The organism is Opitutaceae bacterium (assembly GCA_015075305.1).
Taxonomy (GTDB): Bacteria; Verrucomicrobiota; Verrucomicrobiia; order Opitutales; family Opitutaceae; genus UBA6669.
The window spans coordinates 823,740-849,865 of record JABTUS010000001.1 but is presented as its reverse complement, the minus strand read 5'-3'; the positions used below and the strand labels follow the sequence as shown (position 1 = coordinate 849,865).

Genomic DNA, 26,126 nt, shown 5'->3' with positions numbered 1-26,126 from the left:
AGAATCAGGTTCAGTCGTCAAGTTGAGGACCCTCGAGGATGAGGCGCAGGCTGTCGATGCGCAGGCGGGCGCCCTCGATGGCCGCGAGTGTCGCGGCCAGCCGCTCCTCTGTCGTTGCGATCTCCTCGGGGCGGACATGGTCGTTGACCTTCCTCAGATCGAGAAGCCGCTGCCGCTCCTCGGTCAGCATCTCGGAAGCGGCGGCTGCGGCGTCCTGCTTGAGCCTGCGCGTGCGCGCCAGCGCGAGTCTTTCCGCGGCATCTGTCAGCCGCTTCAGCAACGCGGGCTCAAAACCTCCCTTCTCAAGAAAGCGCGCAATGGAGCCGTCCTCCGTTTCCTTTGCGAGTTTCTCGTGTGTCCACGCCTCGGATACATCGCGACGCTGCAGGTCGACAACGACACGGACCGGGCAGGGGGCAAGAAACTGGTCGGCGTGCCAGCGCGATTCGGCGACGGGTTCGAGGACGAAAATGGCCTCGAGCAGCAGGTTTGGCTTCGGTGAGATGATCTTGCTGAACGCGGTGGTGCCTGACTTCGACGCCAGAAGGAGGTCGATCGAATCGAACACGAGCGGGTGATCGGCGGTCAGGAATCCGATGTCCTCGCGCGCCAGGGCGCGTTTGCGGGAGAATGTGGCCAGCAGGCCTTCCGCCGGTAGGGATGGGAACCCCTCGACGTAGGCGTGGCTGGGATCAAGGAAGATGTCGCCCTCCTCATGCTCCTTGATGCGCACGCCGAAGTGGTCGAGCAGTTCGACTAGAAAGGCGCGCAGGCCAGGGTCCGCCTCGGCCTCCCGGACGCGGGTGATGACCCTTGCGGCGGACTCGGGGTTGAAGGAGTTGAGTTCGAGCAGGCGGTCGCGGCCGTTCCTGAGCTTCAGGGCGAGCGCCTCGCGGAAAGCAATCGTCTCGGTTATCATGGCCTCACGCGCGGCGTGGGAGGCCGAGGCATGCCCCTCGCCTTGTGCGACGGCAAGCGTGAGCAGACGGTCGCGAAAAGCCTCCTGCACGTCGTTGCCGCCGTGCAGCGGATGCTCAATGGCATTCAGGCCGCGATGATACCAGTCCAGCACAAGTTCGTCTGCGCCGCCGCTGAGCACGGGGACATGTATGCGAATCTCCTCCGTCTGGCCGATGCGGTCGAGGCGGCCGATCCGCTGCTCGATCAATCCCGGGTTGAGAGGCAGATCCCAGAGGACCAAATGGTGCGAGAACTGGAAGTTGCGTCCCTCGCTGCCGATCTCCGAGCAGATAAGCAACTGGGCGCCATCGGGCTCGGCGAACCAGGCGGCCTGGCGGTCGCGATTCACCAGCGGAAGTCCCTCGTGGAAGAGCCCGACGCTGACATTGGAGCGCTCCTTGATGGCGGTCTCCAGAGCGAGCACCTTGCGCTGGGACCGGCAGATGAGGAGGGTCTTGGAGGGACGGATCTCCTGAAGGAAATTGACCAGCCACTCGACCCTGGGGTCGTCCTTGAGGGCGTAGCGGACATGGCCCGCGCTCCCCGTTTCCTCCGCCTCCATTTCGCGCGCGCCGCGTTCGAGCTGTGCCTGCGATGCAGCCGGGAGAACCGCCGGGCAGAGACGCCGGCGGGGAAAACCGGCGATATTGGCGCGGCTGTTTCGGAACATCACTCGACCCGTGCCGTGCTGGTCGAGTAGGGTGCGAAGCAGGTTTTCCCGGGCTCCGCGGCGCTTCTGATTCAGGGCTGCGAGATGCTCATCGAGACGCTGGGGGTCGCGGCTGAAGATGGACTTCAGGGAGGCGATGTCGCCGGGTTCGAGGGGCTGGGATTCAACGATTTTCTCCGCGACTCCGGCCACGGTTTGAAAACGCTTTGTCTCCTCGAGATAGGCGGCATATTCCGGGTAGCGCGAAGGATCGAGCAGGCGCAGGCGCGCGAAATGGCCGGTTGGTCCCAACTGCGTCGGCGTGGCGGTCAGCAGAAGCAGGCCGGGCGACTTCGATGCCAGTTCCTCGACCAGCCGGTACTCGGCGCTCGCGGCTTCGGGGGTCCACGTCAGGTGATGGGCCTCGTCCACGACAACCATGTCCCAGCCTGCGGCGATCAGCTGTGCCCGGCGCGATTCGCTTTCGGAGACGAAGGTTGTGCTTGCGAGTGCGAGCTGGGATGAGAGAAACGGGTTTTTTCCCGGCTCGGCGGCTTCATCGGCCGCGCAGCGCGCCTCGTCGTAGAGGCCGAACCAGAGGTTGAAGCGGCGCAGAAGCTCGACGAACCACTGGTGTATCAGACTTTCTGGTACAAGAATGAGCACGCGCCGGGCCTTCCCAACGGCGAGGAGCCGCTGGATGATGAGGCAGGCCTCGATCGTCTTGCCCAGTCCCACCTCGTCCGCAAGGAGCACCCTCGGGTACTGGCGCGACGTGACCTCGCGCAGGATGTACATCTGGTGGGGGATGAGCTCGACGCGACCGCCCAGGAACCCCCGCACCTCGGATTGACGAAGGCGGGCCTGGAATTGGAGTGCTCGGTAGCGCAGGCTGAATATGTCCTCCTCGTCGACCTGTCCGGCCATGAGCCGCTCCTGGGGCAGATCGACGGTGGTTTTGTCGGAAATCGAATCCTCACGGACCGATCGGCCGGACTCGAAGTAGGTCATCAGGCCGCCGGCCTCCTCGATTCGATCGACAGTCAGGGATTTTCCTTCGCGATCGGTGAGCCGGTCGCCGATGCGGAACTGCACGCGTTTGAGAACCGCGGTGCCACGGGCGTAGATGCGCTTCTCCCCGGTCGCTGGAAAAAGAATGGTGATGCGCGCGCGGTCGATCTCCTCGACCAGGCCAAGGCCCAGTTCGGGTTCCCGTTCGCTCAGGCACCGTTGTCCTGCAACCGACAATGTCATGCCTGCATGAGGTGCGAGGAACCGTGGCGAGAAAAGCGATTTCTCTTCCCGCAAATCGGAACCACCTGTCATTGCTTCGCGGCAATGTGGACTTGAAGCCCGGATTGCCCGGTGACGTATTTCTCTGATCCATGGTAACCGGACCCGGGTGACTGGCGTTGTATCAGGCATGAAACAGCTTCAATTCATTGTCGTCGCGCTCCTGCTCGCCGTGGGCGCGACCCATGCCAGGACTGTGGAGAGAACGTGGGTTGTCGATGGTGCTGAGCGGGAGGCGCTGATCGCCCTTCCTGATTCGAAGGGGGACGGCAGCCATCCGCTGGTGTTTGTTTTTCACGGGCATGGCGGCACCATGCGTCATGCGATGCTCTCCATGGGCGTGAACAAGCTCTGGCCGGAGTCCATCGTCGTGTATCCGCAGGGCCTGCCGACGCCGGGGGCCATCACCGATCCGGAGGGCAGGCGGGCGGGCTGGCAGAAGACGGCGGGCGATCAGGGGGATCGGGACTTGAAATTTGTGGATGCCATGATGGCGACGATAATGAAGGAATATCCGGTCGACTCGCATCGCGTGTTCGCAACCGGGCACTCCAATGGCGGGGCGTTCACGTATCTGCTATGGGCGGAACGACCCTCCGATTTCGCGGCTTTTGCGCCATCGTCGGGATTGCTGGGAAAAGGAGCGCGATTTCCGACAGAGCCGCGTCCGATCCTGCACATCGCGGGGAGGACCGATGAGCTGGTCAAGTTTGAGTGGCAGGAGCGAATGATCGCATTCGATCTTCGAACCAACCAGTGTTCGCAGGACGGCACTCCCTGGCCAAAGGGAGGAAAGGAAGCGGAGATCCATCGTTCAAAGGTTGGCGCGCCGGTGGTGACCTGGATGCATCCCGGCGGGCACCGGTATCCCGATGGCGCACTGAAGGCGGTTGTGGCCTTCTTCAAGAGTTACGACAGAATCAACGAGCGCTAGCCCATTCCTCCATGCCGAACCATTTGGCTCGCTGGCGTCGAGGGCGGCGTGCATTTGCCGCGAAGTGCCGGCTAGCGCTTCGCGGAAAGTTCAAAGGGCTGACCTGCTGGAATTGAGATGAGCCCGTCGGCGGCAAGACCGGCGATCTTGAAACCGGCGCGAGTGAGGCTGGCGGTGTGCAGGATCACGGATCCGGAGGGGCGGGCGTTTTCGATGGGGTCGACACGGAGAGACATCACCGATCCGTCTTCATTCACCGCCAAGCGGAGGGAAATGGAACCACCTGCGGTTTTCCATTGCTTGAGGCTGTTGACTGCTTCCGCACGAAGCCATTCCTCGGGAACACTTCCGAGAAGATGGATGGCCCCGTTGTGCTCGTAGGCCAGCATGGAGCCGACCAGCAGCGGCATCGCTGCGGCGGCGAAGCAATGAGGCTGGTCGCCGGCGAGCTTGAGGGGCTTGCCGACAAGGGATTGTTCCTCGACCCAGGTGCCGAGTGGTGATGCATGATTGGCGGCGGCATAGAGGACATCCGCGGCCTTGACATCCCTTCCCAGGATCAGGGCTTCGATGCCATAGAAGAGACCCATGCCCGCCCAGTTGCCACCGGGCATCCAGCCCATGCTGACCGGCAGGCCCTGTTGCTCCACCGATTCCAGCAGGGCGAAAGTTCCGGTCACCAATTCGTGATTCGACGGCAGCCAGCCGCCACCGTTGATGCTGGCATCCATGAATGCCCATTGCGTGAGCTGCGGGATGGGATCGTTGCCTTTGAAACCCACGCGCACCGGCAGGTAGAGGTTGCCGTGGCTGTCGCGACGCTGATCCCGCCGGCGGTGGAGGTCGAAGGAAGAGCGGAACTCCTCTGCCAGTGATTCAATGGATGCGGCGTCGCTGTCAAAGCCGAGTTTCCGCGCCATTCGTCCGGCCGCCTTCAGGCCGGTGATGGTGCAGTAGACCGAGGAGTATTCGGCGCCGATGTCGAGGATTCCGCCATCGCTGAAACCCGGTGGGAAGAGACCGGCGAAAGGAGAATCGGGATGGGCCAGAGTCGAATCGCGCAGTGCGCGAATACCTTGAATTCCCAGCATGATCTGACGCCACTTTGAGCGCGCGTAGTCCCAGTTGCCGGAAATCTGTGCGTCGTGCTCGATGGCCCAGATGACCTCGGCGGTCGTGCGATAGATCTGCTGAGGGTGAAGTTCGTCGATAATTCCATCGGGCCGCTGATGGCTGAGCAGGGCGTCGAACGTCTGCCGTGCCGAGGTTGAGTCGCCGAGTTGCGCGGCAAGCGTGGCAATATAGACGGCGTCCCCAGCCCAGAGTCCGCGATAGAGGGTGAAGCTCGAATTGAACTGCGTCTGGCCATTGACTGTTTCCTGGGCCTGATAAACCGTGCGAATTGAGGCGTCGACCATCGCCTGAATCGAGGGGTCGGCGACCGTGATGCGACCATGGGGGATGTTCAGTTTGGACCATCTCTCGCGGCTGATGCGCAGCGCATCCTTCAGACTCGTGGGTGCAGGGCGGACATCATCCGGCGAGGCATTTCCTGAAAACACGCGGACCAGCACTTCCCGCGTGCCTTGTGGAAATTCCAGATTCCACCCCTGTGCGCTGCGGGTGAACCCGGTGGCGTGGGGTGTTGTGTCGAGGAAAATTCTCCCTCCGTTTGTCACGAGACCGTTCTCATTGAACTGAAGAAGGCGTCTCGTGCGAATAGCGACGACAGGCCGCGAACCGGGGGAATAGGCTGCGTGGATCAGGTCGACACGCGGATCCTGCGAGCGCATTTCGGTGCCGCATGCGATCCGGAGTTCCGCCCGATCGCTGGCGGACAAGGATCCCTCCAGCAGTTCCTGGCGGTTCAACGAGGTGCCGGCGGCGTATACTGCGATCGTGGCAAGAGTCGTGTTGGGGTCGTGTCCCTGTGGCGCCACCACTGCGATGTCGATCCAGCCATCATTGTTGGCGTCGTGAGCGTTGAAGAGGAAAACCTGAGGCTGGTTGGTGGGGGCATTGAGAGCCAGATCGACAATCTGTGACGGTGAACCCTCAACACGCATTTCCGCGATGCGCTGATTGAGGATGCGTTTGTAGCTTTCGCAAAAACCGAGCATGACCTTCTTCGAATCGCCCTCGGTCACCCGGATGCGATAACGAATGGGTCGGTTGACTCCCCAGGCTACGTTGCGGAATTGCGGGGATACCTCCTCGGGCGGATTTGCCCAGTCGATTGCTCCCGCGATGCCGTCGAGTCGCTCATGGCCATTGCTGCGTCCGTTCGATGGCGAGGGCTGGGATGGAGGGAGGGCAAGGGTAGTGACTGAAAGTACATCGCTTCCCTGTGTCAGGCGTGTGCGCAGAATCGGGAGCCGGGGACTCTCCTCGAAAGTCTGCCGATCCAGTGAGAACGCGGGTCCCTCGGCAGTTGCTTCGACCACGGTTGCACCCTGCACGTAGGGGCCAGGGCCGAAGTCGTAGAGCAACGCGCCACGCTCGTTCGCCATGGGCTTGTGCCAGTCGGCTGGGATGCCGAGAGGCTGGTGCCACGTGGGAATTCCGAAGCGAAGATCCACTTTTCGATCGCTGGATCCGGCGAGGAGGCTGTGCGCCGATGCGAGGGACACGGCGGCTGCGAGGAATGCGTGGAGCACTTGAAGCTGGCGGAGGAAAGGAAGGGTCATGAGTTGTGTGACGGTTCTGACCGGATGAATGCCGTTTGATCGCACGTTGCACTGTCCGCTTCGCCGGCTGATCCCGGTTGGCGGTTCTTGCTTCTGGAGGGCGTGTTCAAAGCACGCGGTCCGGGACTATTTGCTTCCGGCGGTGGCGACGGTGCGCACACTCTTCACAGCGTCGGCGGCGGCGCGGGCATTGGCGGCGATGTCGTCCCAACGCTCGGCGGCGATGAGGTCGCGCGAGGCGAGCCAGGATCCGCCGAGAGCGGCGACGTGGCGGTTTTCAAGGTAGACGCGCATGTTGTTCGCGTTCAGTCCGCCAAGAGGGATGTAGCGCAGTTTGAGGTGCGCGTATGGAGCCGCAATCGAATCCAGGTGACGGAGTCCGCCTGAAGTTTCGGCGGGGAAAAACTTCAGCAGCCGGCAGCCGGACTCGAGCGCGCTCTCAATGTCGGTCGCGGTCGCGATGCCTGGGGCGAAAGGCAGGCCGGCTGCGACGGCGGCGGCGATGACGCGGGGATTGCATCCGGGCGCGACTGCGAATGCGCCGCCTGCGCGCACGACTTCGTCAACCTGGCGCGGTTCAATAACCGTGCCGACGCCAGCGAGCATCTCCGGGACCTCCTGGCGGATCGCGCGAATGCATTCCAATGCGGCGGGCGTGCGCAGGGTGAGCTCCATTGAGGCGATGCCGCCGCGGAGCAATGCCCGCGCGACGGGCACGGCGTGTTTGATCTCGTCGATGACGAGCACGGCGACAACACCGCGGGACTGAATCGTGTTCTGAAGATCGGTGGGAAACGCAGGTTTCATGCGATCGTCGATGTCTTAATCGCGGACCGATGTCGACCCTGCAACTCGCAGGCGTGCTATTCCGAGGTTGTTTCCACAGTTGGTGCCCGGAGAGGGGATCGAACCCACACGCCTTTAGAGGGCGACGGATTTTGAGTCCGTTGCGTCTGCCAATTCCGCCATCCGGGCTGTCGGAAGTACCATGCGAAGCGAAATAGCCGGGGCTGGCAAGTCGTGAATGCAGTGGCGGCGAAACGCCGCCGGAATGGTTTCACGCGGAGCCTCAGAGCACGCGGAGAGAAATCAGTGCGGCTGGGCGATTCAGAGCACCTTGGGGATTGCGGCGGTCAGCACCTCGGGGGCGCCCTTTGTGATGAGGACATTGTCCTCGATGCGCACGCCTCCGATCGAGAGCAGCGGCTCGACGCGATCCCAGGCCACGCAGTCGCGAAAGCGTTCGCGTCGCACCGGATCGTTGAGCAGCGTCGGGATGAAATAGACGCCGGGCTCCACGGTGATCACGTAGCCGGGCATCAGCGGAAGGTCCGTCCGGAGCGTCTGCAAAGCGGCGCGTGCATCCTTCGGTCTGCCCGGGAGCGTGCCGCTCGCGTCGCGCACGCCGAGACCGACGAGATGGCCGAGGCCGTGGGGGAAAAAGAGCGTGTGGGCGCTGCGTTCAACGAGCGACTCGGGACTGCCGCGGAACAGGCCGAGATCGACCAGTCCGGCGCTGATCTCTATGGCTGCCTGGAAATGGATTTCCTTCCACTCGGCACCGCTTCGGCAGCGATTGATGGCGGCCTCCTCGACCGACAGAACCAGGGCGTGCAGATCCCTTTGAAAGGGCGTCGGTTTGCCGCCGGCGACGTAGGTGCGCGTGACGTCGCAAACGTAGCGATCGATTTCGGCCCCGGCATCGATGAGAACAAACTCCCCCTTGTTCACCCGGCGATCGCTTGGATCAAAATGCAGCACCGCGGCATTCGGACCGCTGCCGACAATCGAACCATAGCCAGTCCGGCGTGCGCCCGCTTCGAAGAAGCCGGTCTCCAGTTCGATCTGCAGGGAGCGTTCGGAGGCGGGGCGAAACGCGGGGCCCAATCGAGTCCGCATGATTTCGAATCCCCCCGCGGTGCAGGCGGCCGCGCGACGCAGCAGCTCCAGCTCCAACGCGTCCTTCGGACGGCGTGCGTGGCGGAATTGTTCGCGGACGCGTTTCGTCCGATCATCCCGGTCGGAAATGTCCATCGTGGGAGGCGGTGAGCCGAGCCGGACGACTGAACGCGGCTGTTGTTTCAGCCAGACTGTCAGTGCATCGAGCGGTTCACCGGGAGCCTGGGTGCGCCCCTCCCATATGCGCTCGTTCTCGGTGAGCGCCGGCACGAATGACCGCCATTGCGGAACGCTCTTGGGATTGGGATCGAAGGCCACCACGCCGCCGGGACACTCCAGGGTGGTGAGGAAAAAATACTCCGCGTGGGAGCGAAACGGGTAGGTCTGGTCTGTGTTTTCGGGAAGCGGGATGGGATTGCCCGCGTAAACCAGGAGGATGGAGTCGCCCAGCGCGGGTGTAATATCTTTCTGAATACGGCTCCGCCGCGACTGGAGAACGGCATCGTCAAAAGGCAGCATGGCGCAGGCTGGTGGAATTGCCTGGTTGCGGCAAGTGTGCTCGACGCCGCTGCCCATCAAATCGGATTTGCCAGCGCACCCTGAAAACGCATTCTTTTGCCCGTGAGCACCGTGCAGGAAATCAAGCAGGCCATCGAGCGGCTTCCCACGGAGGAACGCGCCGCGCTTGTCGCGGAGCTTTGTGGCTGGACCGATGATGCATGGGATCGCCAGATGAAGGCCGACGCCAAGGCTGGCAAATTCACCGCCTTGAATGAGAGCACGGCCAACGAATATCGCACCGGACAGGCGCAGCCGCTCGACGGGCTGACGGAACCGTAGTGAAAATCGCGAGCCGCGGCACGATGGAGTTCTGGCGGCTTTACCGTGCACTGCCTGGCAAAGCCCAGGCTACCGCTCGCAAGAACTACCAGCTTTGGCAGGACAATGCGTTTCATCCTTCGCTCCATTTCAAGCCCATCGGCAAGCCCAACTGGTCGGTTCGGGTTGGAGATCACTACCGCGCCATTGGACGATTCGTTGGCCATGAATTTGTCTGGGAATGGATTGGCACTCATGCCGACTACAACCAGCGATTCCAATACCCGTTCGAGAGGGACCGCGTTCATCCAGCGCAATCTGGAAGAAACCGCAGATTTCGCGGTTTGGTGCAGACTATGGGATGTGCGCACGCTCCCTGATGGGGAAGTGGCGCTACTTCTTCCTGGCCTTCTTCCGGGAACTCCGCTGAGTGGGAAGCACCACGACCGGGCACTTCGCCCGCTTGAGCACGCCCTGGGTGGTGCTGCCGACGAGCAGGTCGTAGAATGCGGTGTGGCCGTGCGAGCCCATGACTATGTACCTGGCGCCAACTCGGTCGGCTTCCTTGATGATCGACGCGATGGGGGAGCCCGTGGTGACAATGCCCTCCACCTGAAGTCCCTTTTTCGCAAGTCGCGCCGTCTGACGATCGAGATTCTTGGTGGCAGCCTTTTCGCTGATGACCATGAGTTCCTGCACGTTTTCGAGCCCGACTCCGAAGTCGCTGGTGACGACCGGAGGCTGCACGACGTGGAGCAGCACGATTTTTGCGCCAAGGATGCCAGCCAGCTCGGATGCCGCCTTGACGACATCATCGCTGGCGCCGGAGAAGTCGATTGGGGTCAGGATTGTCATGATGCCACGTTAGACACGCACGAGCTTTGTTTGTTCAATGCAGGCAATAACTTCCGCGGCTCTTGAGACGGGGGTGCCTTGGGCGATCTGGCGCTTCACGGATGGCATGTTTCCGGGATTTGGGAACGGAAAAAACGCGCTTGCGTTGAGAGGAGGCATCGGGCTCTCTGACCGTTCTCTTGTTCGGGCCGTAGCGTAGCCTGGTAGCGCGCTTGCATGGGGTGCAAGAGGTCGCGAGTTCGAATCTCGCCGGCCCGACCATTTGATCATGGCGAAGGGGGGCCGCCCTTGGTCCGCGAATCGGGTAGAATAAATCGATTCCCCTCTGCGATTGCTGATCGGTCATGCGGATTGGCCGCAGAACGGATTGTTTGTGGCGCTCTCCGCGCTCGTCGCCATCGATGCCCTGGAGGCGCGGGCAGCCCCCTTGGCCCGTGCGATTCAGGCGCTCCCTTCGGATGGTCCGGCACCGGACAAACGTGGCGGCACCTGGTGTGATGCAATACCTTCTGGAACTGCGGTGCGGGGGTACCGCGGTGCGCCTGCCCGGCACACGGGTGAAGACGGTGACGGTGCCGTGGGCAGAGCCGGGCTCGCGCTCACGTTCCACTTTGGAAGCCTTTGCGGTGGCCGTGATCGCGGCCTGTCGGTCGCTGACGCAGGCCGCAGATTTGCTGCGGCTGCATTGGGACAGGCGATCAACGGCTGATCGAGCGGGCCGTGGGCAGGGCCTGGCTCGACGGGCACGGAGGGACTCCGTCGAGTCAAGCCTCGATGAAGAGTTTTCTGCGAGGCCAAAGTTACGTTTCGCTGATGACCGACCTCGGCCAGTCGCGGGTGCTGGACGTGGTGCTTGGACAGGACACCGAGCGAGGCGATTGCCCTAATGGAAGTGCCTGCGGAAGCGCAGCGGTTGAAAGTGGGGCCGCCGCCATGGACGTAGGGGCGAACTTTGCAGCTGCCACCACGGATCGCCGCTCCGCAGGCTGCGATCGTCCATGACCGTTTCCATGTCTCCAAGCACCTCAACGGGCGGTCGACCAGACCCGCCGGCAGGAGGCGGCCAAGCTGGCCGAAAGGGCGACGAGACCTCAAGCAGACTCGGTATCTTTGGCTGCATGGCACCGTGCCGGAGAAGCATCAGGCCAGCTTCGCCGAGCTGCTGGAAATGAACCTGAAGACCTCCAGGCTGGTTGTACAAGGGCAGATGGTGGAGTTCTGGAGCCAACCGGACGACGGCCAGCGGCGAACGCTTCTTCTCCCAGTGGTGCCGCACCGTCATGCGCAGCCGTTTGCCGAAGGTGATGGCCGTGGCCCGCACCCTCAAAAGCCATCTGGTGAATCTTCTGACGTACTTCCAGCACCCGATCACCAATGCCCTCACCGAGGGCTTCAACTCCAAGATCCAAGCCATCAAGGCCGATGCCCGCGGCTTTCGCCGCTTCGAAAACTACCGCGCCCGCATCCTCTTTTTCTGCGGCAAGCTCGACCTCGCGCCCCTTCTTCCCTCAGGCGCTACCCACACGATTCCGTGAAGAACCAGTTTTACGCTATGCTGTAGTCAATCTGAACGAGGCGATGGAAAATCAGCGCCATCGATCAACGGCCCAACTCCTTCTTCAACCTCGGCCAGTCAATAGCGGCAGTCGAATCGACGTCCAATTCGGCGTCGCGGCGCATGGCTTCCGCGACTCCCTCGTCTTCGTCGGAAAGCACTGCAGGCAGCGTCTGCAGGATATCCGATGCCAGAATTGCCCGCTCCGCATCCGTAAGACTCAGCGCCTCTTTCTTGAGTTCCTGCAACCGTGTCATGCGCAAACTGTGATAATCCTAAATTCCTCAGTTGAGGCCGGAAGATTGTCACGGAAAATGCTGCGATTCTGAGTTATGAACGAACTGAACAAGACGGAGAGCATTCACCTTGCGAGTGAAGGAGAGTTTACGTTTCCGACCGCTGGCGGTCGAGTGCGGCTTTCTGTGACCGAAGATGCGTTGACACCGTACGGGGGGCTGGTGCCTTGGGCGGCGTATACCAAACATATAGGCATCGCCGAGAACCTTGCGGCAACCTGTCCGATCGAACGCACCAGTCCGAATGCAGCGCCGGTATACGATGTGATCCAATCGTTCATGCTGACGGCTTTGACGGATGGCAGGCGTTTCTCGCACGTGGAGCGACTGCGGGAAGATCCGACGATTCCCGAACTGTTCGGGATGGATGCGGTGGTCAGTGATGATACGGTGCGTCGATTCTTCAAATCAATCGAACCGCATCTCGGAGCTGAGTGGATCGCGCGCAATGTCAAACCGATGTGGGGCGCATTGCCCGAGCAGATCATCATGGATTGGGACAAGGGCGTCCAAACCACTTTAAAGAACGATTGCGGAATAGCGAAACTTGGGAGCAACAATGCGCGATTGGAAAGGGCTTCAGAGTGGCCTGTATCGGGGATTGAGTGGCGGTGGGTAATCTCGTTGTAGAGGCAGGAAGACGCCCGGAAAATTGCAAGGGCGTCCAAACCACTTTAAAGAACGATTGCGGAATAGCGAAACTTGGGAGCAACAATGCGCGATTGGAAAGGGCTTCAGAGTGGCCTGTATCGGGGATTGAGTGGCGGTGGGTAATCTCGTTGTAGAGGCAGGAAGACGCCCGGAAAATTGTTTAAACTTATGCTTGAAGATGCATTGAGGGTCAGGTTGGGGCCCCATATGGAGCACATTTCTGATCCTGTATTGAGGAAGACGTTTTCGCGCCCTTGAGCAATGCCCTGGCTGCGTCGCTGCATCAGCAGGACTGCCGGGCGGTCACGGACGCCGAGTTCTTGAACTCAGCGCGACCAGGGAGTGATTTGCGATCCACGCAGTGGTCGAGGATTCCTTCAGCAGATTGGCGTGCACATTGAATCGTGCCCGCAGCGGACAGCTTTTCGAGCAACTCAAGAGCATGCGGCGCCTGCAGATGCTCTCCGACGTGACCGAGGCGGGTTGCGGCAACGATGGCGCCACGGGCGGAGATGCCGGAAGAGCTCGCCAATCACGAACTGTACGCCGGCGATGGTCATTGGCACGGTGCCGCCACGCATGATGCGAAGATCGATGATCGGCGCTGGGCGGTCAGCCATGTTTACGCTCTGAACCTGCGCACCCGCGCCCTGCATCCACCAGATCTGACTCAGGGCAAAAGGGCACGACATGTCTGTGCTCAAACGGCTCAGCGCGGACGTAGCTCGAATGGGTGCGAAGAAGCGTCAGCGCGTCATCTGGGTGTGGGACCGTGCTGGCATAGACTTCGAGCTCTGGCAAAACTGGAAAGCCACCGCGGCATCTACTTCATCTCGAACCAAAGGACAACGCGGCTTTCACCACGGTGTCTCAAGTAGCTCCTGATCCGGACCGCCCGATCGACCAGATATCCTCTCGGACGAGCGCTGCTTGAGCGGCCCAAGGCACCGAGGTCCGCCTGATTCGATATCGCGATCCGGTGGGCGCAACGGTGTACGAGTTCGTCACCACCGCATTCCACCTGCCCGCCGACATCATTGCCTGGCTGTATAAAGCGCGATGGAACATCGAGAAGGTCTTCGATCAGCTCAAAAACAAGTTCGACGGGTCAAGGCTTGGGCAGCCAGCGATACGGCGAAATCCATCCAAGCGAAGTTCCTTTGCCTGGCTCACAACTTGCTCAGGCTGTTTGAGGTGCGCTGGAAAACGACTATCGGATTTGCAGCAAGCCGGCCTGCAACGTCGTGAAAAAGGCTCGCCGAACACACTGCCGTTGCCAGGAAAAAAGGGTACGCCGTCTCAGCCCTGCTAACCAAGCTATTCCAGCCTCTACAATGCAGTATAAAACTCATCCGATGGCTTCGCTCCTACTGGTTCTCCAGCGCCCCTCTATCGCAGATCCTGCCTGTCCTGGCCCGCTCCTACGCACATTCCTAGCCTCCCACATTGGACACCCTTGTATTATCAACTGCCGCGGAAGCTTCAGGAAGCCTGCTTCACTCTCGATGGGTCGCATGCGTTATATAAAACCGGCCTTCGCCTGGCCCTTCACCGGCTTCTTCAAGTCGGCGTCTGTGCAAAAATATCCATTGGAGTTTCGGTGCAGGCCTGTCAGCTACTGAACCCATGACTCAAGCCCCCGACCGCGAGTCCAGCAGTTCCGCTTCGCAGGTGTCCTTGAGCGCCATCCGTGCCGCTGCCAGGCGCATCAAGGGTGCTGTGATTGCTTCTCCCTGCCCGGAATCGATCGCGTTGAGCGAGGTCACTGGTGCGCGCATTTTCTGCAAGCTCGACAACCTTCAGCGCACCGGGTCATTCAAGGAACGCGGCGCGCGCAATGCGCTGGCGATGCTCCCTTCCTCCGCCAGAAAACGGGGCGTTGTGGCTGCAAGCGCGGGCAATCATGCGCTCAGGCTGGCCTATCACGGTCGGCTGCTTGGCATCCGCGTGACAGTCGTGATGCCGGAATACGCTCCGCTCATCAAGCGGACCACCTGCGAACGACTCGGCGCACGTGTGATCATCGCAGGCCGGGACTTCGCCGAAGCTCGTGCCGCAGCTGATGCGATCGTCGCAAAAGACGGCGCACGTTACATACATGGCTTCGACGATCCGGCCATCATCGCAGGGCAGGGGACAGCCGGCCTGGAGATTCTCCGGCAGGTTCCCAATCTCGACGCCATCGTGTGCCCGATCGGCGGCGCGGGTCTGATCGCGGGTATTGCCGTGGCGGTGAAAGCGCTGAAGCCCAAAGTTCAGGTCATCGGCGTCGAAAGCATCGCCACCTGTAGCTTTGCCGCCGCTCTCAAGGCGGGTCAGCCCGTCGCGATTCCGAGAAAGTCAACACTCGCCGACGGCCTGGCGGTTTTGAAAGTCGGTGCACGCGCCTTCGAACTCGCACGGTCACGCGTCGACAAGGTGGTCAGTGTGCGTGAGGATGCCATTGCCCTCGCCATTCTGCGCATGGCCGAACTTGAAAAAACCGTCGTTGAAGGCGCAGCCGCGGCGCCTCTCGCGGCTTTTCTTGCGGGTAAACTTCCCGAACTGGCTGGAAAACGCGTCGCCCTCACGATCTGCGGAGGAAACATCGACCCCGCGGTCCTTAGCCGCGTCATCGAACTCGGGCTCGTCGCTGATGGTCGGATCGCACGGTTCAGCGCCGTGATCAGCGACCGCCCGGGCGGCCTGGCCGCGCTGGCGCGGGTGATCGCCGAGGCTGGCGCGAGCATCAAGGACATTGCCCATGACCGGGCATTCAGCGGGCCCGATGTCAGTGCCGTCACGTGCAGTTGCACGGTGGAGACGCGTGACCACCAGCACGTCGTCGCACTCAGGCGGGCGCTGCGCCGGGCGGGCTTTCAGCTCAAACCGGAGCGCGGCCCGCGCTGACGGACCGCCTCGAACAGCGTGATGATCGTCGCCATTGCCACGTTGAGGGAGTCCGCACTGGCCGGCCATCGGTATGCGAACGGGCAGATCCGCCTCGCGCAGCCAGAATTCGCTCAGGCCATATTGCTCGCTTCCCATCACCACTGCAAGCGGACCGCGAGATCGCTGTCCGAGTAGAGCGCCTCGGCCGCCGGTGTGGTGGCGACCGTCCGAATGCCATGCTGCTTCAGCCAGGCATGCACCTCCGCGCTTGTTGAAATGAGGCACGGCACGGAAAAGATGACGCCCGTCGACGCCCTGACGACGTTTGGATTGAAGAGGTCGGTCACCGGGTCGCACACAATGACGGCATCGCACCCGGCGGCGTCCGCGCTGCGCAGGATCGTTCCGAGATTGCCGGGCTTTTCGATCGCCTCGACGACGAGCAGGAACGGTTCCTTGGGAAGATGCAGATCGTTGAGCGAGCGTTTCCATTGCGGTGCGACCGCGAGCAGGCCGTCGGGACGTTCGCGATAGGCGACCTTTGCAAAGGCCTCCCTGCTCAGCTCAAACAAACGCGCCCCAGCCGCGCGCGCTTTCAAGAAGGCTGCGTTCATTTTCCCCCATGAACCAATCGGGGGAAAGTATACTTCCGACAGCGCGACCTTTTTGTCCAGCGCACGGCGGATTTCGCGGAATCCCTCGACCAGAAAGACCCCGGCCTCGTCGCGAGGCCGCCTGTCACGCAGCTTGACGAGCTGTTTGATCCGCGGGTTCTGGAGGCTGGTGATCTTTTCGGGCGGAAGTTCACAGAAAGACTTACGCTGACCAGGCATCGATCCGATGCAATGGCGCAAACGGCATCGGAAGGGGAACCACGGACCGAATCCGGATGGGGAGCGAGGAAAGCGGGGTCGCGGTGTGGCTCGGGCTTCCAGCCCGCAGTCAGCTCCTGACTTCAGGCCAAGTGCAGAAAGAAGAGGACGGAAGTCAGATTGTTTCGCGCGAAGACACGAAGACGCGAAGGCAGAGCGACGGGGAGAACTTTGCAAATGGAGGGGCACGCCCGTCGTGACCTGGGGACGCGCGTTGCGGAACGCCACCGGAAGAGTCTCACGCGGAGACGCGGAGCACGCGGAGAAGCCAGAGGTCAGAGTTCAGAGGTCGGAAGTCAGGCAGAGGAGAGTTGAACTCTTCCCAACTGGAGGGGCACGCTCCCGTCGTGACCAGGGGACGCGCATCGCGGTACAGCGCAACGATGACATGGGCTTTTAACCATTGCTGGAGCGCTTTCTTCGCTAGAACGTGGACTGCGTGCGAAAGAAGAACCGGAAGCCGAATGACCATCCGTTTTCCTACCACCAGGAGATCGAGCTGGAGATAGCCACGTTGACGAACCTGGGGTCAGGGCTGGGGCGCGTCTCGATCGACCACCCTCAGGGACGGCTGGACAACTGGGTGGTCATGGTGCCTTTTACGCTTCCGGGCGAACGGGTGCGGGCCCGGGTTTTCGCAATCACAGGAATTTTTCAGAGGCTGATCTGCTCGAGGTCCTCAAACCGTCACCCGATCGCGTCGCGGCGCAGTGTCCGCTCTTCGGCAGGTGCGGCGGATGTCAGTATCAACACCTTGAATACAACGCACAGCTCGCCTGGAAGCGGCGCCAGGTGGAGGAGCTGCTGCGCCACATGGCGGGGATCGACTTTCCGGTTGACCCACCATCGCCTCGCCCCGGCAGTGGGGCTACCGCTCCAAGATCACCCCGCATTTCGCCACCCGCGACAGGTCCCGGAAGTCCCGGGCGATGCCGCCGCCGACCGGAGGACAGGGCGCTGCCGATTGGATTCCTGAGGCAGGGGACACGCTTCGACATTGTTGACGTGCCACGGTGCCTGATCGCGACCGACGCCATCAACGACCGGCTGCATGCGCTTCGGGCGGAGGTGCGCGCAAGAGCGGCGGCGGGTGGCTACCAGCGCGGGGCGACTCTCCTGCTGCGGGAGGCTTCCGGCGAGGTGACAACCGACTTCGACGCCGTCATCGTCAGAAACCGTCGGCAGCCTCAGGCTCCGTTTTCTCGCCCGTGATTTTTTTCCAGAACAATCCCTTCATTCTCCCCGAGTTTACCCGGTACGTGCGCGAACAGGCCGCTGACTGCGGGGCGAGCCACCTGGTGGACGGCTACTGCGGAAGCGGTCTGTTTGCCCTCGCGAGCGCATCCGCGTTCGCGCAGGTTACGGGCGTGGAGGTCAGTGAAAGCAGCGTCGCTTTTGCACGCGGGAACGCGGTGTCCAACGGCATTGCCAATGTCCGGTTCATCGCCGGTGATGCCGCACGGATCTTTGACGGACTCGCGTTCCCGCCGGCGGACACCGTCGTGGTCATCGATCCGCCGAGAAAGGGGTGCGACGCAACGTTCCTGTCACAACTTTTCAACTACAGTCCGCGGGCGGTGGTCTATGTGTCCTGCGATCCCGCCACGCAGATGCGCGATCTGAAGGAGTTCATCGCCGCGGGTTACGCGCTGAAACGCGTCCAGCCGTTCGATCTGTTTCCGCAGACGCGGCATCTCGAATGCGTGGTCACGCTCATGAAACCATGAAAGGACGCAGCGACATGGAGGAAGTCGTCCTCCCGACTACCGGCGGCTGAACGAGCAGCGTCGCGCGGAGGTGCGCGCGGCATTGCTTCCGCTGGTTGCCGGGCATCGCCGCATCACCCTCGAAATCGGCTGCGGTCATGGGCATTTTCTTGAAGCCTATGCCGCGGCGCATCCGGACAGGTTCTGCCTCGGTGTGGACCTCATGAGCGATCGGGTTCGCCGTGGCACCCGCAAGAAGGACAGGGCGCGGCTGGGCAACCTCGCGTTCCTGCACGCATCCGCGGATGACCTCCTCGCAGTCCTGCCGGATTCCGTGGCAATTGCTTCGATTTTTGTCCTGTTTCCCGATCCACAGCCCAAGCGCCGTCACTGGAAGAACCGGCTTGTCCAGCCTGAGTTTCTCGAAAGCCTGGCATCGCATTCCCTCCCGGGTGCACCGTTGCACTTTCGCACGGACTACGCTCCCTATTTCGAGGAGGCGAGGTCCGTGATCGAATCGCATCCGCGCTGGAGCCTCGCCCCGGATGTGAAGGCATGGCCCTTTGAATTCACGACCGTCTTTCAGTCGCGCGCGCCCTCCTATCAGTCGCTCATTGCGCACCGCCGCGCGTAGCGGCAGCATCCGGCAACACCTGTTGCGATCATGATGAAACTCCCGCGCCATTCCCTCCGGCTTATCGTTCTTTCCGGCATCGCCGCCGTCTTTGTGCGCGGCGAGGTGCCGGTCCTTGTCAAACCTGTCTCTGCAAGCCGCACGATGGTGGTGGCCGGCCACCCGGAGGCGGCGGCAGCGGGTGACGGCATTCTCCGCGCGGGTGGGAATGCGATCGACGCGGCTGTTGCCGTTTCGCTCCACGCTTGGAGTCGCGGAGCCCTATGGATCAGGTCTTGGGGGCAAACTCATGCTGCTGTATTTCGATGGGCGCACAGGCGAGACGCACGCTGTCGATGCCATGGACCAGGCAAGTCGTTCGCTGGTGCCCGACAAGTATCGCCGCCGTCCGGAAAAATCCCGCTTCGACGGATGGTCGTCGGTTTGCACTCCAGGTCTTGCCGCGGGCCTCTTCACCGCGCATTCACGCTGGGGAAAACTCCCTTGGGCGCAAACGGTCGCACCTGCGATTGCACTGGCAGACGCGGGTTTCACCGTCCTGCCGAAATCGCGGCTGCTATTCGAAGAGCGGCTGGACAAGCTGCGCGGCGGGGACGGTACGCTGGCGAGGCTGTTTCTGCCGAATGGAGATCTCCCGCAGATCGGCTCCCGCCTTCCGAATCATGATCTTGCCCGCACCATGGAGCACCTCGCCCGCGACGGTGCCGATGGCTTTACCGGGGGACGGTGGCGGCGGCGCTGGTCGAAGCGTCGAGAAAGGGCGGGGGGCTTTTGACGCATGAGGATCTGGAAAGTTATGCCGCGCGCGTAACCAAACCCATAGCCATCGATTTCAGGGGATATCACCTACTTGGCGGACCTCCACCCACCACGGGAGCGTCGCTTTTCATGATAATTCTCAAGGGACTCGAAGCGGAGAAACTGACCCCGCCGCTTCGCACGGCGGCCAACATCGACCGGTCGGACGATTCTGGAGGAGGCGCATGCGATGGTGCAGCGTGAAATTGGTGACACAGTCGAATCCCAGGCGGCTTTCGACCGCATGGTGAGTCCCGGGGAAATTGCCGCCTTGCGCGAGCGCGTGCTCGGCAGGAAACGCAAGGTGGCGGGTGTTTCGGAGGTGGATTCGCTGCTGGCGTGCACGACGCATTTCGTCGTCGCCGATGCGGATGGAAACATCGTTTGCGCGACGCAGTCGATCAGAGCCTTCATTTTGGCGCGGGTGTCGCCGCTGCCGGTGTCGTGATGAACGACTCCATGAGCAATTTTGCCTACAATGATGCGCACAGTCCGAATGCCCTCGCTCCCGGCCGTCGTCCGCGCAGCACGATTGCGCCCACGATCGTTCTGAGCGGCGGCAAGCCGGTGCTTGCCCTCGGCATACCCGGTTCGTCACGCATTCCGACCGCAATCCTCCGGGTGTTGATCGACAACCTGGTGTTTCACCGGTCGATCGAGGACGCGATAGGCGATACACGCATCCATTGGTACAGCCCCTTTGACAAATCAAAACGAGACGCCGTTGAGGCTGAGAAGTCACTCGATCCGGTTGTGGTGCGCGGCCTTCAGGCCGAGGGCTGGCAGGTGAATCTTCCCGAGGAGCCGGGAACGGGCCGGCAATTTGGAGGCATCAACGCCATCGCGATCAAACCCGACGGCATGCGCGTGGGTTATGCGGACCCGCGGCGCACCAATGCAGCCGTCGGAGGCAACTGACGCTGGGCGGAAACTCTTTTCCTTCCCAAATGAAAAGCCGGCCCCGGGGGGAGCCGGCTTGAAGCTTGTGCGATGCGTCTTCGGTCAGAACCGCTTGGTAATCTGGAGCGAATAGGGTGCGCCCGCGGGCCATCAGATTGTAGACGCCGGTCTCATATCCCCGCGAATCCGATGTCAGCGGCGGTGTTTCGTCCGTCAGATTGACGACTCCCAGCCGGACTGTCGTGTCGTTCAGCCAGGAGTCGTTCCTCATGAATCGATAGGAGATGTTGGCGTTGAAGCTGATCGAGTCATCAACGATGAACCGGTAGCTGTTGGCGCCGTTGTTGAACACCGGCTTGATGTAGCTTGGAGCCCAGGGATTCATAGGTCGCCAGGGAGGTCGTTGCGCCCACGTCGGAATAGTTGCCGATGTAGTAGGCGGACAGGCCCGCGCTCCAGTTGTTGCGCTTCGGTGACCGTCGCGCTTCCCCGCCATTTTGGGGTCGCGCCACCCACATTGGTCGAATTGGTCCAGCGCAATTCCGTGCGCGGCGCGCCGTTGCTCACGTAGGTGTGAAAGTCGTTGAGATAGGTCCAGTTGGTGTTCAGGACAATACGACCAACATCCATCCGGGGCAGGCGGTAGGTGACGTCAAAGTCGAACCCGTTCACGAATTCCTGCGAACGATTGAAGTACGTGGTGCGAATGTATTCGATCGCGCCGACAACAGCCCGCTGGCTCGGGGCGGGCGGCCGGCATTGTAGGCGGCGAATGCGTCGCGGTCCGCCTGGGTCACGGGCAGGCGGACGATCGCGCCATCGCCCTTGTAGCCTGGAGTGCCGGAACCGAGGTCGATCTGGTTGATGCTCTGGCCCGCGGCAAGGGCCGCCTGCGTGGCGGCTTGGAGTGCCGCTGTGTCGTCCGCGATTGAACCGGAGGAGGCGATCACGTTGCGCTGCCGGATTTCCCAGTAGTCAATGCCGACGGAAAGGCCGCGCATCTTTGGCACATCAATGACAATGCCTGCGGACTTTCCACGCGATTCCTCTGGATCGAGGTCCGGATTACCCGCCGCGATGCTGCGCCGGTTCGAGGCGCCGTCGGTGGGTTGTCCCGTCACGATGCTGCGGTAGGAGTCGGTGGAGTTGGTTGCGGTCCGGATGAGCGTGCCCGTGAAAAGCTGCGCGGGTTGGGCGCGTGGAAGCCCTCGTTGTAGGAACCGCGCACAAGAACGGAGGAGTGGCCTCCAACTGAAGCCGTACTTGGGTTTCGTTGTGTCGCCGAAGTCCGTGTAGCTTTCATACCGGGCTGAGGCTGAAATCTCGAAGGACTCCACAAGCGGGAGGCGGTTGCCCTTGCCGACGAGCGGGAAAAGCCCCTCCACGTAGGCGGCGGCGACCTGCCGTTTGCCATGCGTGTCGGAATTGGGCGAGAAACCCAGGAAGTCATTTGCGGTCGGATCCAGTCCGGAATCCGGGGGATTGAGACCGGCGAACGGGGGTCGGGTGTCTGCAAAGGATTCGTAACGATATTCGGCACCGAGCGCGGCACCGATGACATTGCCCGCCCAGATTTCAGTGACGTTGCCGGCTGCCCGCAGGTCAATGCTTCTCAGTTCAGTCAGGCCCTCCCGGATAAAGTGCGAACGGAACGTATTCTGAACGGACTCGGGATTGATGTAGGGGCCCGTGACGACGAGCGTGTTGTTCTGGATGGCAAAACTTCGCGTGAACGGATTGAAGGCGCGTGCGGGGTCGGTTTGGTTGATTGCATCCTTGAGCAGGCTCTTCCGGCTCGGTCCCATTTCGTCGTCCTTCACACGTGCGGCGCTCCAGAGGCCGGCGGCCTCCCAGGTCCAGTCGAAGAACCGTCCGCGAATTCCCGCCACGCCGCGATAGACCGAGGTGTTGATTTCGGCGGTGCGGTCCGCGAGATCGGTCAGGCGCTTGTTGGTGATGCGCACCGCCGCGGGCGTGCCCGTGAGGCGCGGCGTGCCATCGGCGTTTGGAGCTCCTGTTGGACTCCAGAACCGCGTGCCGAACGGATTGAAGGGATTTGTCGCGGGAACGATGATGTCGCCATCGGTGGACTGGGTGATGCCGTCGGGTTCGCGAATGGTGACGGAGCGCGCCTGGTACTGGCTCCACTCGGCAAACGCGGTGAGATTTGAGCCCAGGTCGTATTCACCATTCAGATACAGATTGCCGCGCGTGCTTTGCGGTTGAATCACGCGATAGGTGTTGTTGTTCCAATAATACGTGCTGGTGATTCCTGCGCGGGAAGGGCTGGAAGTCTGGAAACCCACGCCGGTTGCGGTCGGTACCAGGTAGAACTGCCCGCTGGTTGCGGCGAGCGACGAGGGAATGCCGGCCGTGCGCCCTGTCTTGAACACGCCGTCGGTGAGCGTGCCCATGATGAAGTTGCCGAACTCGCTTGTGGCAGAGCGGGCGTTGAAGGTGGTGTCCGTGGACACATTCCGGGAGCTGGCGCTCGTGCGGAATGATCGGCCTCTGCGGAAAAGGCGCGATCCCGCGCGTAGATCGGATCCCTGTCATAGAGATCAAGGACGACCATGGCGCGTCCGCGTCCGTTGTGGAACTTGAGGCCATGCGTGAGCGTCGCGCGCACCTCGCGTCCATCGCCGTCCTCCGTTTCTCCATAGCGGAGGACGAGTTCGGTCCCGGCAAAGTTGCGTTGCGTGATGGTGTTGATGACACCGGCGACCGCGTCGGTGCCATAGATCGACGATGCGCCGTCGCGGAGGACCTCGATGCGGTCAAGTCCGCGATTGGGGAGCACATTCACATTCGTTGAGGTGTGGGCACTCCGGCTTCACCCTGGCTGATGGGGTGGGGCGGCAGGCGCCGGCCGTTGAGCAGGATCAGCGTGTTGCTGGAGGGATGCCGCGCAGCGACACGGTGGCGTTGTCGCCGCGGGCGGTGGCGCCCAGTGTCGCCGTTTCGTTGCCGGGAAGTCCGGTGACACGGGGCAGGGCCATCAGGAGGTCCGATGTCTGCGAGGCGTCCCGCAGGTCGATTTCATCCGGTGGTGAACTGGGTGACAGGCAGGACGTTTTCTGATTCCAGGCGTTTCACGTTGGAGCCAGTCACGGTGAAGGCCTCCAGTTGAATGGCTTGATCGGCCGGTTGCTGCGGCGTTTGCTGGGCGGGCAGTGTGACGGCAAGCGCCACGCATGCACCCAGACAGGTGATCAGTTTGAGCGCTCGCATAGGTGTGGTGTTGGGTTGAGTACTCGGGAACATGCCCGGAATTGACCAAAACGGACATATTTCGTCGATGACCAAAATGCATGGAAACTCGCCGGCGTGTTTGAATAAGATTTGCTGGGCTCGCTCGATGAATCATGGATTCCATGTTACGCAACACCGATAAGCTCTAGGCAAGAATTCCACTACTTCGTGGATTTCCGAAAAAAAGTTTTCATCTGCTTTCGCCCAATCTTTGTGCCCATTTGAGCTCCCAATTCTATTGACATTCCGGGTCTGATGGAACTTCGTAATTTAACTCAGTTGTTGCGTAACACCGATTTCTCGGTCACGATAACTTCTTACCTCAGTTGACCCTTGCATTGACTCGCCCTGCCTTCCTCGAAGTCGGAATCTCCAAGGTCGGCTTCAACATTCCTATCCCACATGAATATTCCATATCCACAGTGTTGCCACTTCCTTCGTTTGCTTGGCATGTTTGGTTGCTGCTATTTAGTCCTGCCTCCGTCCATCTTTGCACAAGCTGCAGCCTCACCCGATGAAGAGGTTATCCGGCTTTCCGAGTTTACTGTCTCAGCAGAGAAGGATGTAGGGTACGCAACCACGAACGCAATAGGCGTCACCCGCACCAATACAGCCCTTATCGACACACCACAGGCGGTAGCCGTCATCAATCAAGAGTTCTTGCGCGATGCGATGGCCAGCGAACTGTATGATGTTTTGAAATACATCAGTGGCGTGGCGATTGAATCAAACGTGGGCGATAGTGTGATGATTCGCGGCTATGTCGTGCGAAGTCAGTATACAGATGGATTTGCCGACAACCAAAATCAAAGTCAGGCTGGTGCGGAGCCATTCCTGTTCGAACGGCTTGGTCCTGAAAGGCCCATCCGCAATTGTGTATGGCTCGCATGCAACTGGCGGAGTACTTAACCGCGTGCGAAAGTCACCGCAATGGAAGCCCGCTGGGGAGCTCGCGCTAACCTATGGTAATCATTCGCAAAAGAAAGCAGAGGTTGATTATACCGCTCCGCTCAACAAGCATTTCGCCTACCGAATCATCGGTGTCGTCCGGGATGAGGATCTCAACAATGGAGTGAATACCCGCTTTTCGTGGTTCAGACGTTGGAATGTGGATCCCATGATTGCTTGGCGTCCTTGGAAGAATGTCCAGGTGAAACTTACCGGGAATTCCTTCACGAAAAGGGATTCAAGCACTGGAGTGACAATGCAGAACTTCAGCCCTTTGGGCGTGGGGCTGCCACTACATTCGGCCTTCTTCCCCGCGACTTCACATTTACGGATCCATGGGCATATAACGAAAATGACAAAAGAGCTGTTTTGCCTCTATTGAGGCACAGCCCGTACCCGAATGGTCGTTGCGCCTTGCTGGCTATATGAACTTTTGGGATCATGACGTGTATGATATATTTGCCGCGGGAATGCAGATTAATAATCGACTGATGAATCGCACGTCGCGCTTTGCCACTAACTATGACAGCGACAAGACCGTTGCCTTGGAGTCAATATATAATTTCAATATTGGGCCAACTAATCACAAGCTTCTGTTTATCGGGCAGCACTTTGAACTCAACAATGAAGCGAGCGTTGTCACGCACAATGCTCCTCCTGCGCTCGATATCTATACTCCGACTTACAACTACTTGACGCCAGTAAATCCACGCCTGACATCCAAGACAAACAGCAGGGTGTGAAAATCAGAGTCTTTCATTTCACGACCACATCCGGCTGGCTGGGGACAAGTTGCAGTTTGTCGCCGGTGCGCGATTTGACAAGTATCGTTCACATGCGGACAGCTTGTTGACCGGTTTCAAGGAGCGCGAAACAGTGGGGACAACTGGACCTACAAAGGCGGTGTTGTTTGGAAACCACGGCAGGATTTCTCGTTGTTCTATAATTATTCTGAGACTTTCACCGCCAATTTTGGCGCAAATCCGGATGGATCAACGTTCAAGCCGTCTACAGGTGTTGTAAATGAAATTGGATTGAAGACAGCGCTTCACGAAGGTCGCATTACAGCTACCGTGTCCATATTTGATCTCCGCCTTAAACAAATTATTGGTCTTCACCCAGATCCAGACATGGCATCCGCTGGATACCGAGTTCAGTTGGCGCAACAAATAACCAAGGGTGCCGAGGCTGATCTGATTCTTAACATGTTGCCTGGATGGGATCTCATGCTCCAGTGGAGCCAAGATGGATATTTCGTTGCCTACGAAACTTTTGCCGCGCAATGCACCGGAATACACCGGTGCTCTTTGGACACGCTACAAGTTCCAAAACGGCGCCTTAAAGGGATTTGTTGTTGGACTCGGTGCAAATCGAAAAGGGAAGGTTCCCGGCGAAGTGGGCAATGAGGTGATGTTTCCCGCTGTAACCACCATGGACGCCTTTGCACAGTATTCGTGGCGTCGGTATCAGGTCAGCTTGAATGTCTCAATCTTAGCGACAAGTGGTATCTGGCCCGCGGAATTAACCGCAACCTATTCCTTACGGGC

25 protein-coding genes, 2 tRNA genes and 4 pseudogenes are annotated in these 26,126 nt (G+C 60.8%); 19 read left to right on the top strand and 12 right to left on the bottom strand.

Going from position 1 to position 26,126, the window contains the following annotated elements; translation table 11 throughout:
• Positions 1-10 precede the first annotated feature (10 nt).
• Complete coding sequence (gene rapA / locus HS122_03505) at positions 11-2,863, bottom strand: RNA polymerase-associated protein RapA (protein MBE7537460.1); 2,853 nt, start codon at positions 2,861-2,863, stop codon at positions 11-13.
• Between the two features lie 169 nt (positions 2,864-3,032).
• On the opposite strand from rapA, the gene HS122_03500 reads away from it, so the two are divergent.
• Entirely contained in the window at positions 3,033-3,836 is an 804-nt protein-coding gene (locus HS122_03500) for a prolyl oligopeptidase family serine peptidase (GenBank protein ID MBE7537459.1), read from the top strand.
• A gap of 71 nt (positions 3,837-3,907) precedes the next feature.
• On the opposite strand, the gene HS122_03495 is transcribed toward HS122_03500, so the two are convergent.
• The 4 genes from HS122_03495 to HS122_03480 all read right to left on the bottom strand — a co-directional run bounded on the left by HS122_03495 (position 3,908) and on the right by HS122_03480 (position 8,941).
• Positions 3,908-6,523 carry a hypothetical protein gene (locus tag HS122_03495; protein MBE7537458.1) on the bottom strand — a complete coding sequence of 872 codons (2,616 nt, stop codon included), beginning with the start codon at positions 6,521-6,523 and terminating at the stop codon, positions 3,908-3,910.
• A 126-nt stretch (positions 6,524-6,649) separates the two neighbouring features.
• The gene (gene eda / locus HS122_03490) at positions 6,650-7,330 is read right to left on the bottom strand and encodes a bifunctional 4-hydroxy-2-oxoglutarate aldolase/2-dehydro-3-deoxy-phosphogluconate aldolase (GenBank protein MBE7537457.1); all 681 of its coding nucleotides are present in this window, start codon (positions 7,328-7,330) and stop codon (positions 6,650-6,652) included.
• A gap of 80 nt (positions 7,331-7,410) precedes the next feature.
• Positions 7,411-7,498: transfer RNA gene (locus HS122_03485), tRNA-Leu, on the bottom strand.
• Positions 7,499-7,630: 132 nt separating this feature from the next.
• Positions 7,631-8,941 carry an aminopeptidase P N-terminal domain-containing protein gene (locus tag HS122_03480; GenBank protein MBE7537456.1) on the bottom strand — a complete coding sequence of 437 codons (1,311 nt, stop codon included), beginning with the start codon at positions 8,939-8,941 and terminating at the stop codon, positions 7,631-7,633.
• Between the two features lie 102 nt (positions 8,942-9,043).
• On the opposite strand from HS122_03480, the gene HS122_03475 reads away from it, so the two are divergent.
• Positions 9,044-9,262: a hypothetical protein gene (locus HS122_03475; protein ID MBE7537455.1), complete on the top strand. Its 219-nt coding sequence runs from the start codon at positions 9,044-9,046 to the stop codon at positions 9,260-9,262.
• Complete coding sequence (locus HS122_03470; GenBank protein ID MBE7537454.1) at positions 9,262-9,621, top strand: hypothetical protein; 360 nt, start codon at positions 9,262-9,264, stop codon at positions 9,619-9,621. The genes HS122_03475 and HS122_03470 overlap by 1 nt, the downstream gene beginning before the upstream one ends.
• A gap of 13 nt (positions 9,622-9,634) precedes the next feature.
• On the opposite strand, the gene HS122_03465 is transcribed toward HS122_03470, so the two are convergent.
• Complete coding sequence (locus HS122_03465; GenBank protein MBE7537453.1) at positions 9,635-10,096, bottom strand: universal stress protein; 462 nt, start codon at positions 10,094-10,096, stop codon at positions 9,635-9,637.
• Between the two features lie 184 nt (positions 10,097-10,280).
• Between HS122_03465 and HS122_03460 the strand changes: the two genes are divergently transcribed.
• The 4 genes and pseudogenes from HS122_03460 (at position 10,281) to HS122_03445 (ending at position 11,631) form a co-directional block, all read left to right on the top strand.
• A tRNA-Pro gene (locus HS122_03460) sits at positions 10,281-10,357 on the top strand.
• A gap of 112 nt (positions 10,358-10,469) precedes the next feature.
• Positions 10,470-10,805, top strand: a complete 336-nt coding sequence (locus tag HS122_03455; protein MBE7537452.1) for a hypothetical protein — start codon at positions 10,470-10,472, stop codon at positions 10,803-10,805.
• A 243-nt stretch (positions 10,806-11,048) separates the two neighbouring features.
• Positions 11,049-11,342: pseudogene (locus tag HS122_03450) on the top strand (transposase).
• Complete coding sequence (locus tag HS122_03445) at positions 11,290-11,631, top strand: transposase (GenBank protein MBE7537451.1); 342 nt, start codon at positions 11,290-11,292, stop codon at positions 11,629-11,631. Before HS122_03450 ends, HS122_03445 begins: the two are co-directional and overlap by 53 nt.
• 64 nt (positions 11,632-11,695) lie before the next feature.
• Here HS122_03445 and HS122_03440 read toward each other — a convergent pair whose 3' ends face one another.
• Positions 11,696-11,908: an addiction module protein gene (locus HS122_03440; protein MBE7537450.1), complete on the bottom strand. Its 213-nt coding sequence runs from the start codon at positions 11,906-11,908 to the stop codon at positions 11,696-11,698.
• A 75-nt stretch (positions 11,909-11,983) separates the two neighbouring features.
• On the opposite strand from HS122_03440, the gene HS122_03435 reads away from it, so the two are divergent.
• The 3 genes from HS122_03435 to ilvA all read left to right on the top strand — a co-directional run bounded on the left by HS122_03435 (position 11,984) and on the right by ilvA (position 15,487).
• Positions 11,984-12,577, top strand: coding sequence for a hypothetical protein (locus HS122_03435; GenBank protein ID MBE7537449.1), 594 nt, complete (start codon positions 11,984-11,986; stop codon positions 12,575-12,577).
• A gap of 1,012 nt (positions 12,578-13,589) precedes the next feature.
• The gene (locus HS122_03430; protein MBE7537448.1) at positions 13,590-13,910 is read left to right on the top strand and encodes a transposase; all 321 of its coding nucleotides are present in this window, start codon (positions 13,590-13,592) and stop codon (positions 13,908-13,910) included.
• Positions 13,911-14,224: 314 nt separating this feature from the next.
• The gene (gene ilvA, locus HS122_03425; GenBank protein ID MBE7537447.1) at positions 14,225-15,487 is read left to right on the top strand and encodes a threonine ammonia-lyase; all 1,263 of its coding nucleotides are present in this window, start codon (positions 14,225-14,227) and stop codon (positions 15,485-15,487) included.
• Here ilvA and HS122_03420 read toward each other — a convergent pair.
• A pseudogene (locus HS122_03420) lies at positions 15,457-16,302 on the bottom strand (RNA methyltransferase). The gene ilvA and the pseudogene HS122_03420 sit on opposite strands and share 31 nt — an antisense overlap.
• Positions 16,303-16,780: 478 nt before the next feature.
• Here HS122_03420 and HS122_03415 point away from each other — a divergent pair.
• The 6 genes and pseudogenes from HS122_03415 to HS122_03390 all read left to right on the top strand — a co-directional run bounded on the left by HS122_03415 (position 16,781) and on the right by HS122_03390 (position 20,397).
• Positions 16,781-18,068 (top strand): annotated as a pseudogene (locus HS122_03415) (class I SAM-dependent RNA methyltransferase).
• Positions 18,069-18,138: 70 nt separating this feature from the next.
• Positions 18,139-18,681 carry a methyltransferase domain-containing protein gene (locus HS122_03410; GenBank protein ID MBE7537446.1) on the top strand — a complete coding sequence of 181 codons (543 nt, stop codon included), beginning with the start codon at positions 18,139-18,141 and terminating at the stop codon, positions 18,679-18,681.
• Between the two features lie 115 nt (positions 18,682-18,796).
• Positions 18,797-19,456 carry a gamma-glutamyltransferase gene (locus HS122_03405; GenBank protein MBE7537445.1) on the top strand — a complete coding sequence of 220 codons (660 nt, stop codon included), beginning with the start codon at positions 18,797-18,799 and terminating at the stop codon, positions 19,454-19,456.
• Positions 19,408-19,683, top strand: coding sequence for a gamma-glutamyltransferase (locus tag HS122_03400; GenBank protein ID MBE7537444.1), 276 nt, complete (start codon positions 19,408-19,410; stop codon positions 19,681-19,683). Before HS122_03405 ends, HS122_03400 begins: the two co-directional genes overlap by 49 nt.
• Positions 19,670-19,927: a gamma-glutamyltransferase gene (locus HS122_03395; protein ID MBE7537443.1), complete on the top strand. Its 258-nt coding sequence runs from the start codon at positions 19,670-19,672 to the stop codon at positions 19,925-19,927. The genes HS122_03400 and HS122_03395 overlap by 14 nt, the downstream gene beginning before the upstream one ends.
• Positions 19,927-20,397: a gamma-glutamyltransferase gene (locus HS122_03390; GenBank protein ID MBE7537442.1), complete on the top strand. Its 471-nt coding sequence runs from the start codon at positions 19,927-19,929 to the stop codon at positions 20,395-20,397. The genes HS122_03395 and HS122_03390 overlap by 1 nt, the downstream gene beginning before the upstream one ends.
• On the opposite strand, the gene HS122_03385 is transcribed toward HS122_03390, so the two are convergent.
• From HS122_03385 to HS122_03370, 4 genes are all read right to left on the bottom strand, one after another.
• On the bottom strand, positions 20,327-20,764 hold the full coding sequence (locus HS122_03385; protein ID MBE7537441.1) for a TonB-dependent receptor: 438 nt from the start codon (positions 20,762-20,764) through the stop codon (positions 20,327-20,329). The genes HS122_03390 and HS122_03385 overlap by 71 nt on opposite strands.
• Positions 20,761-21,051, bottom strand: coding sequence for a hypothetical protein (locus tag HS122_03380; GenBank protein MBE7537440.1), 291 nt, complete (start codon positions 21,049-21,051; stop codon positions 20,761-20,763). The genes HS122_03385 and HS122_03380 overlap by 4 nt, the downstream gene beginning before the upstream one ends.
• 1,555 nt (positions 21,052-22,606) lie before the next feature.
• Entirely contained in the window at positions 22,607-23,185 is a 579-nt protein-coding gene (locus HS122_03375) for a TonB-dependent receptor plug domain-containing protein (protein MBE7537439.1), read from the bottom strand.
• Between the two features lie 233 nt (positions 23,186-23,418).
• Complete coding sequence (locus HS122_03370; GenBank protein MBE7537438.1) at positions 23,419-23,610, bottom strand: hypothetical protein; 192 nt, start codon at positions 23,608-23,610, stop codon at positions 23,419-23,421.
• A gap of 423 nt (positions 23,611-24,033) precedes the next feature.
• Here HS122_03370 and HS122_03365 point away from each other — a divergent pair, with 423 nt between their 5' ends.
• From HS122_03365 to HS122_03355, 3 genes and pseudogenes are all read left to right on the top strand, one after another.
• Positions 24,034-24,540: a TonB-dependent receptor plug domain-containing protein gene (locus tag HS122_03365; protein ID MBE7537437.1), complete on the top strand. Its 507-nt coding sequence runs from the start codon at positions 24,034-24,036 to the stop codon at positions 24,538-24,540.
• 464 nt (positions 24,541-25,004) lie between these two features.
• Positions 25,005-25,322 (top strand): hypothetical protein, encoded by a 318-nt coding sequence (locus tag HS122_03360; GenBank protein ID MBE7537436.1) that lies wholly within the window; start codon positions 25,005-25,007, stop codon positions 25,320-25,322.
• A 120-nt stretch (positions 25,323-25,442) separates the two neighbouring features.
• Positions 25,443-25,985: pseudogene (locus HS122_03355) on the top strand (TonB-dependent receptor).
• The last annotated feature ends 141 nt before the right edge of the window (positions 25,986-26,126 follow it).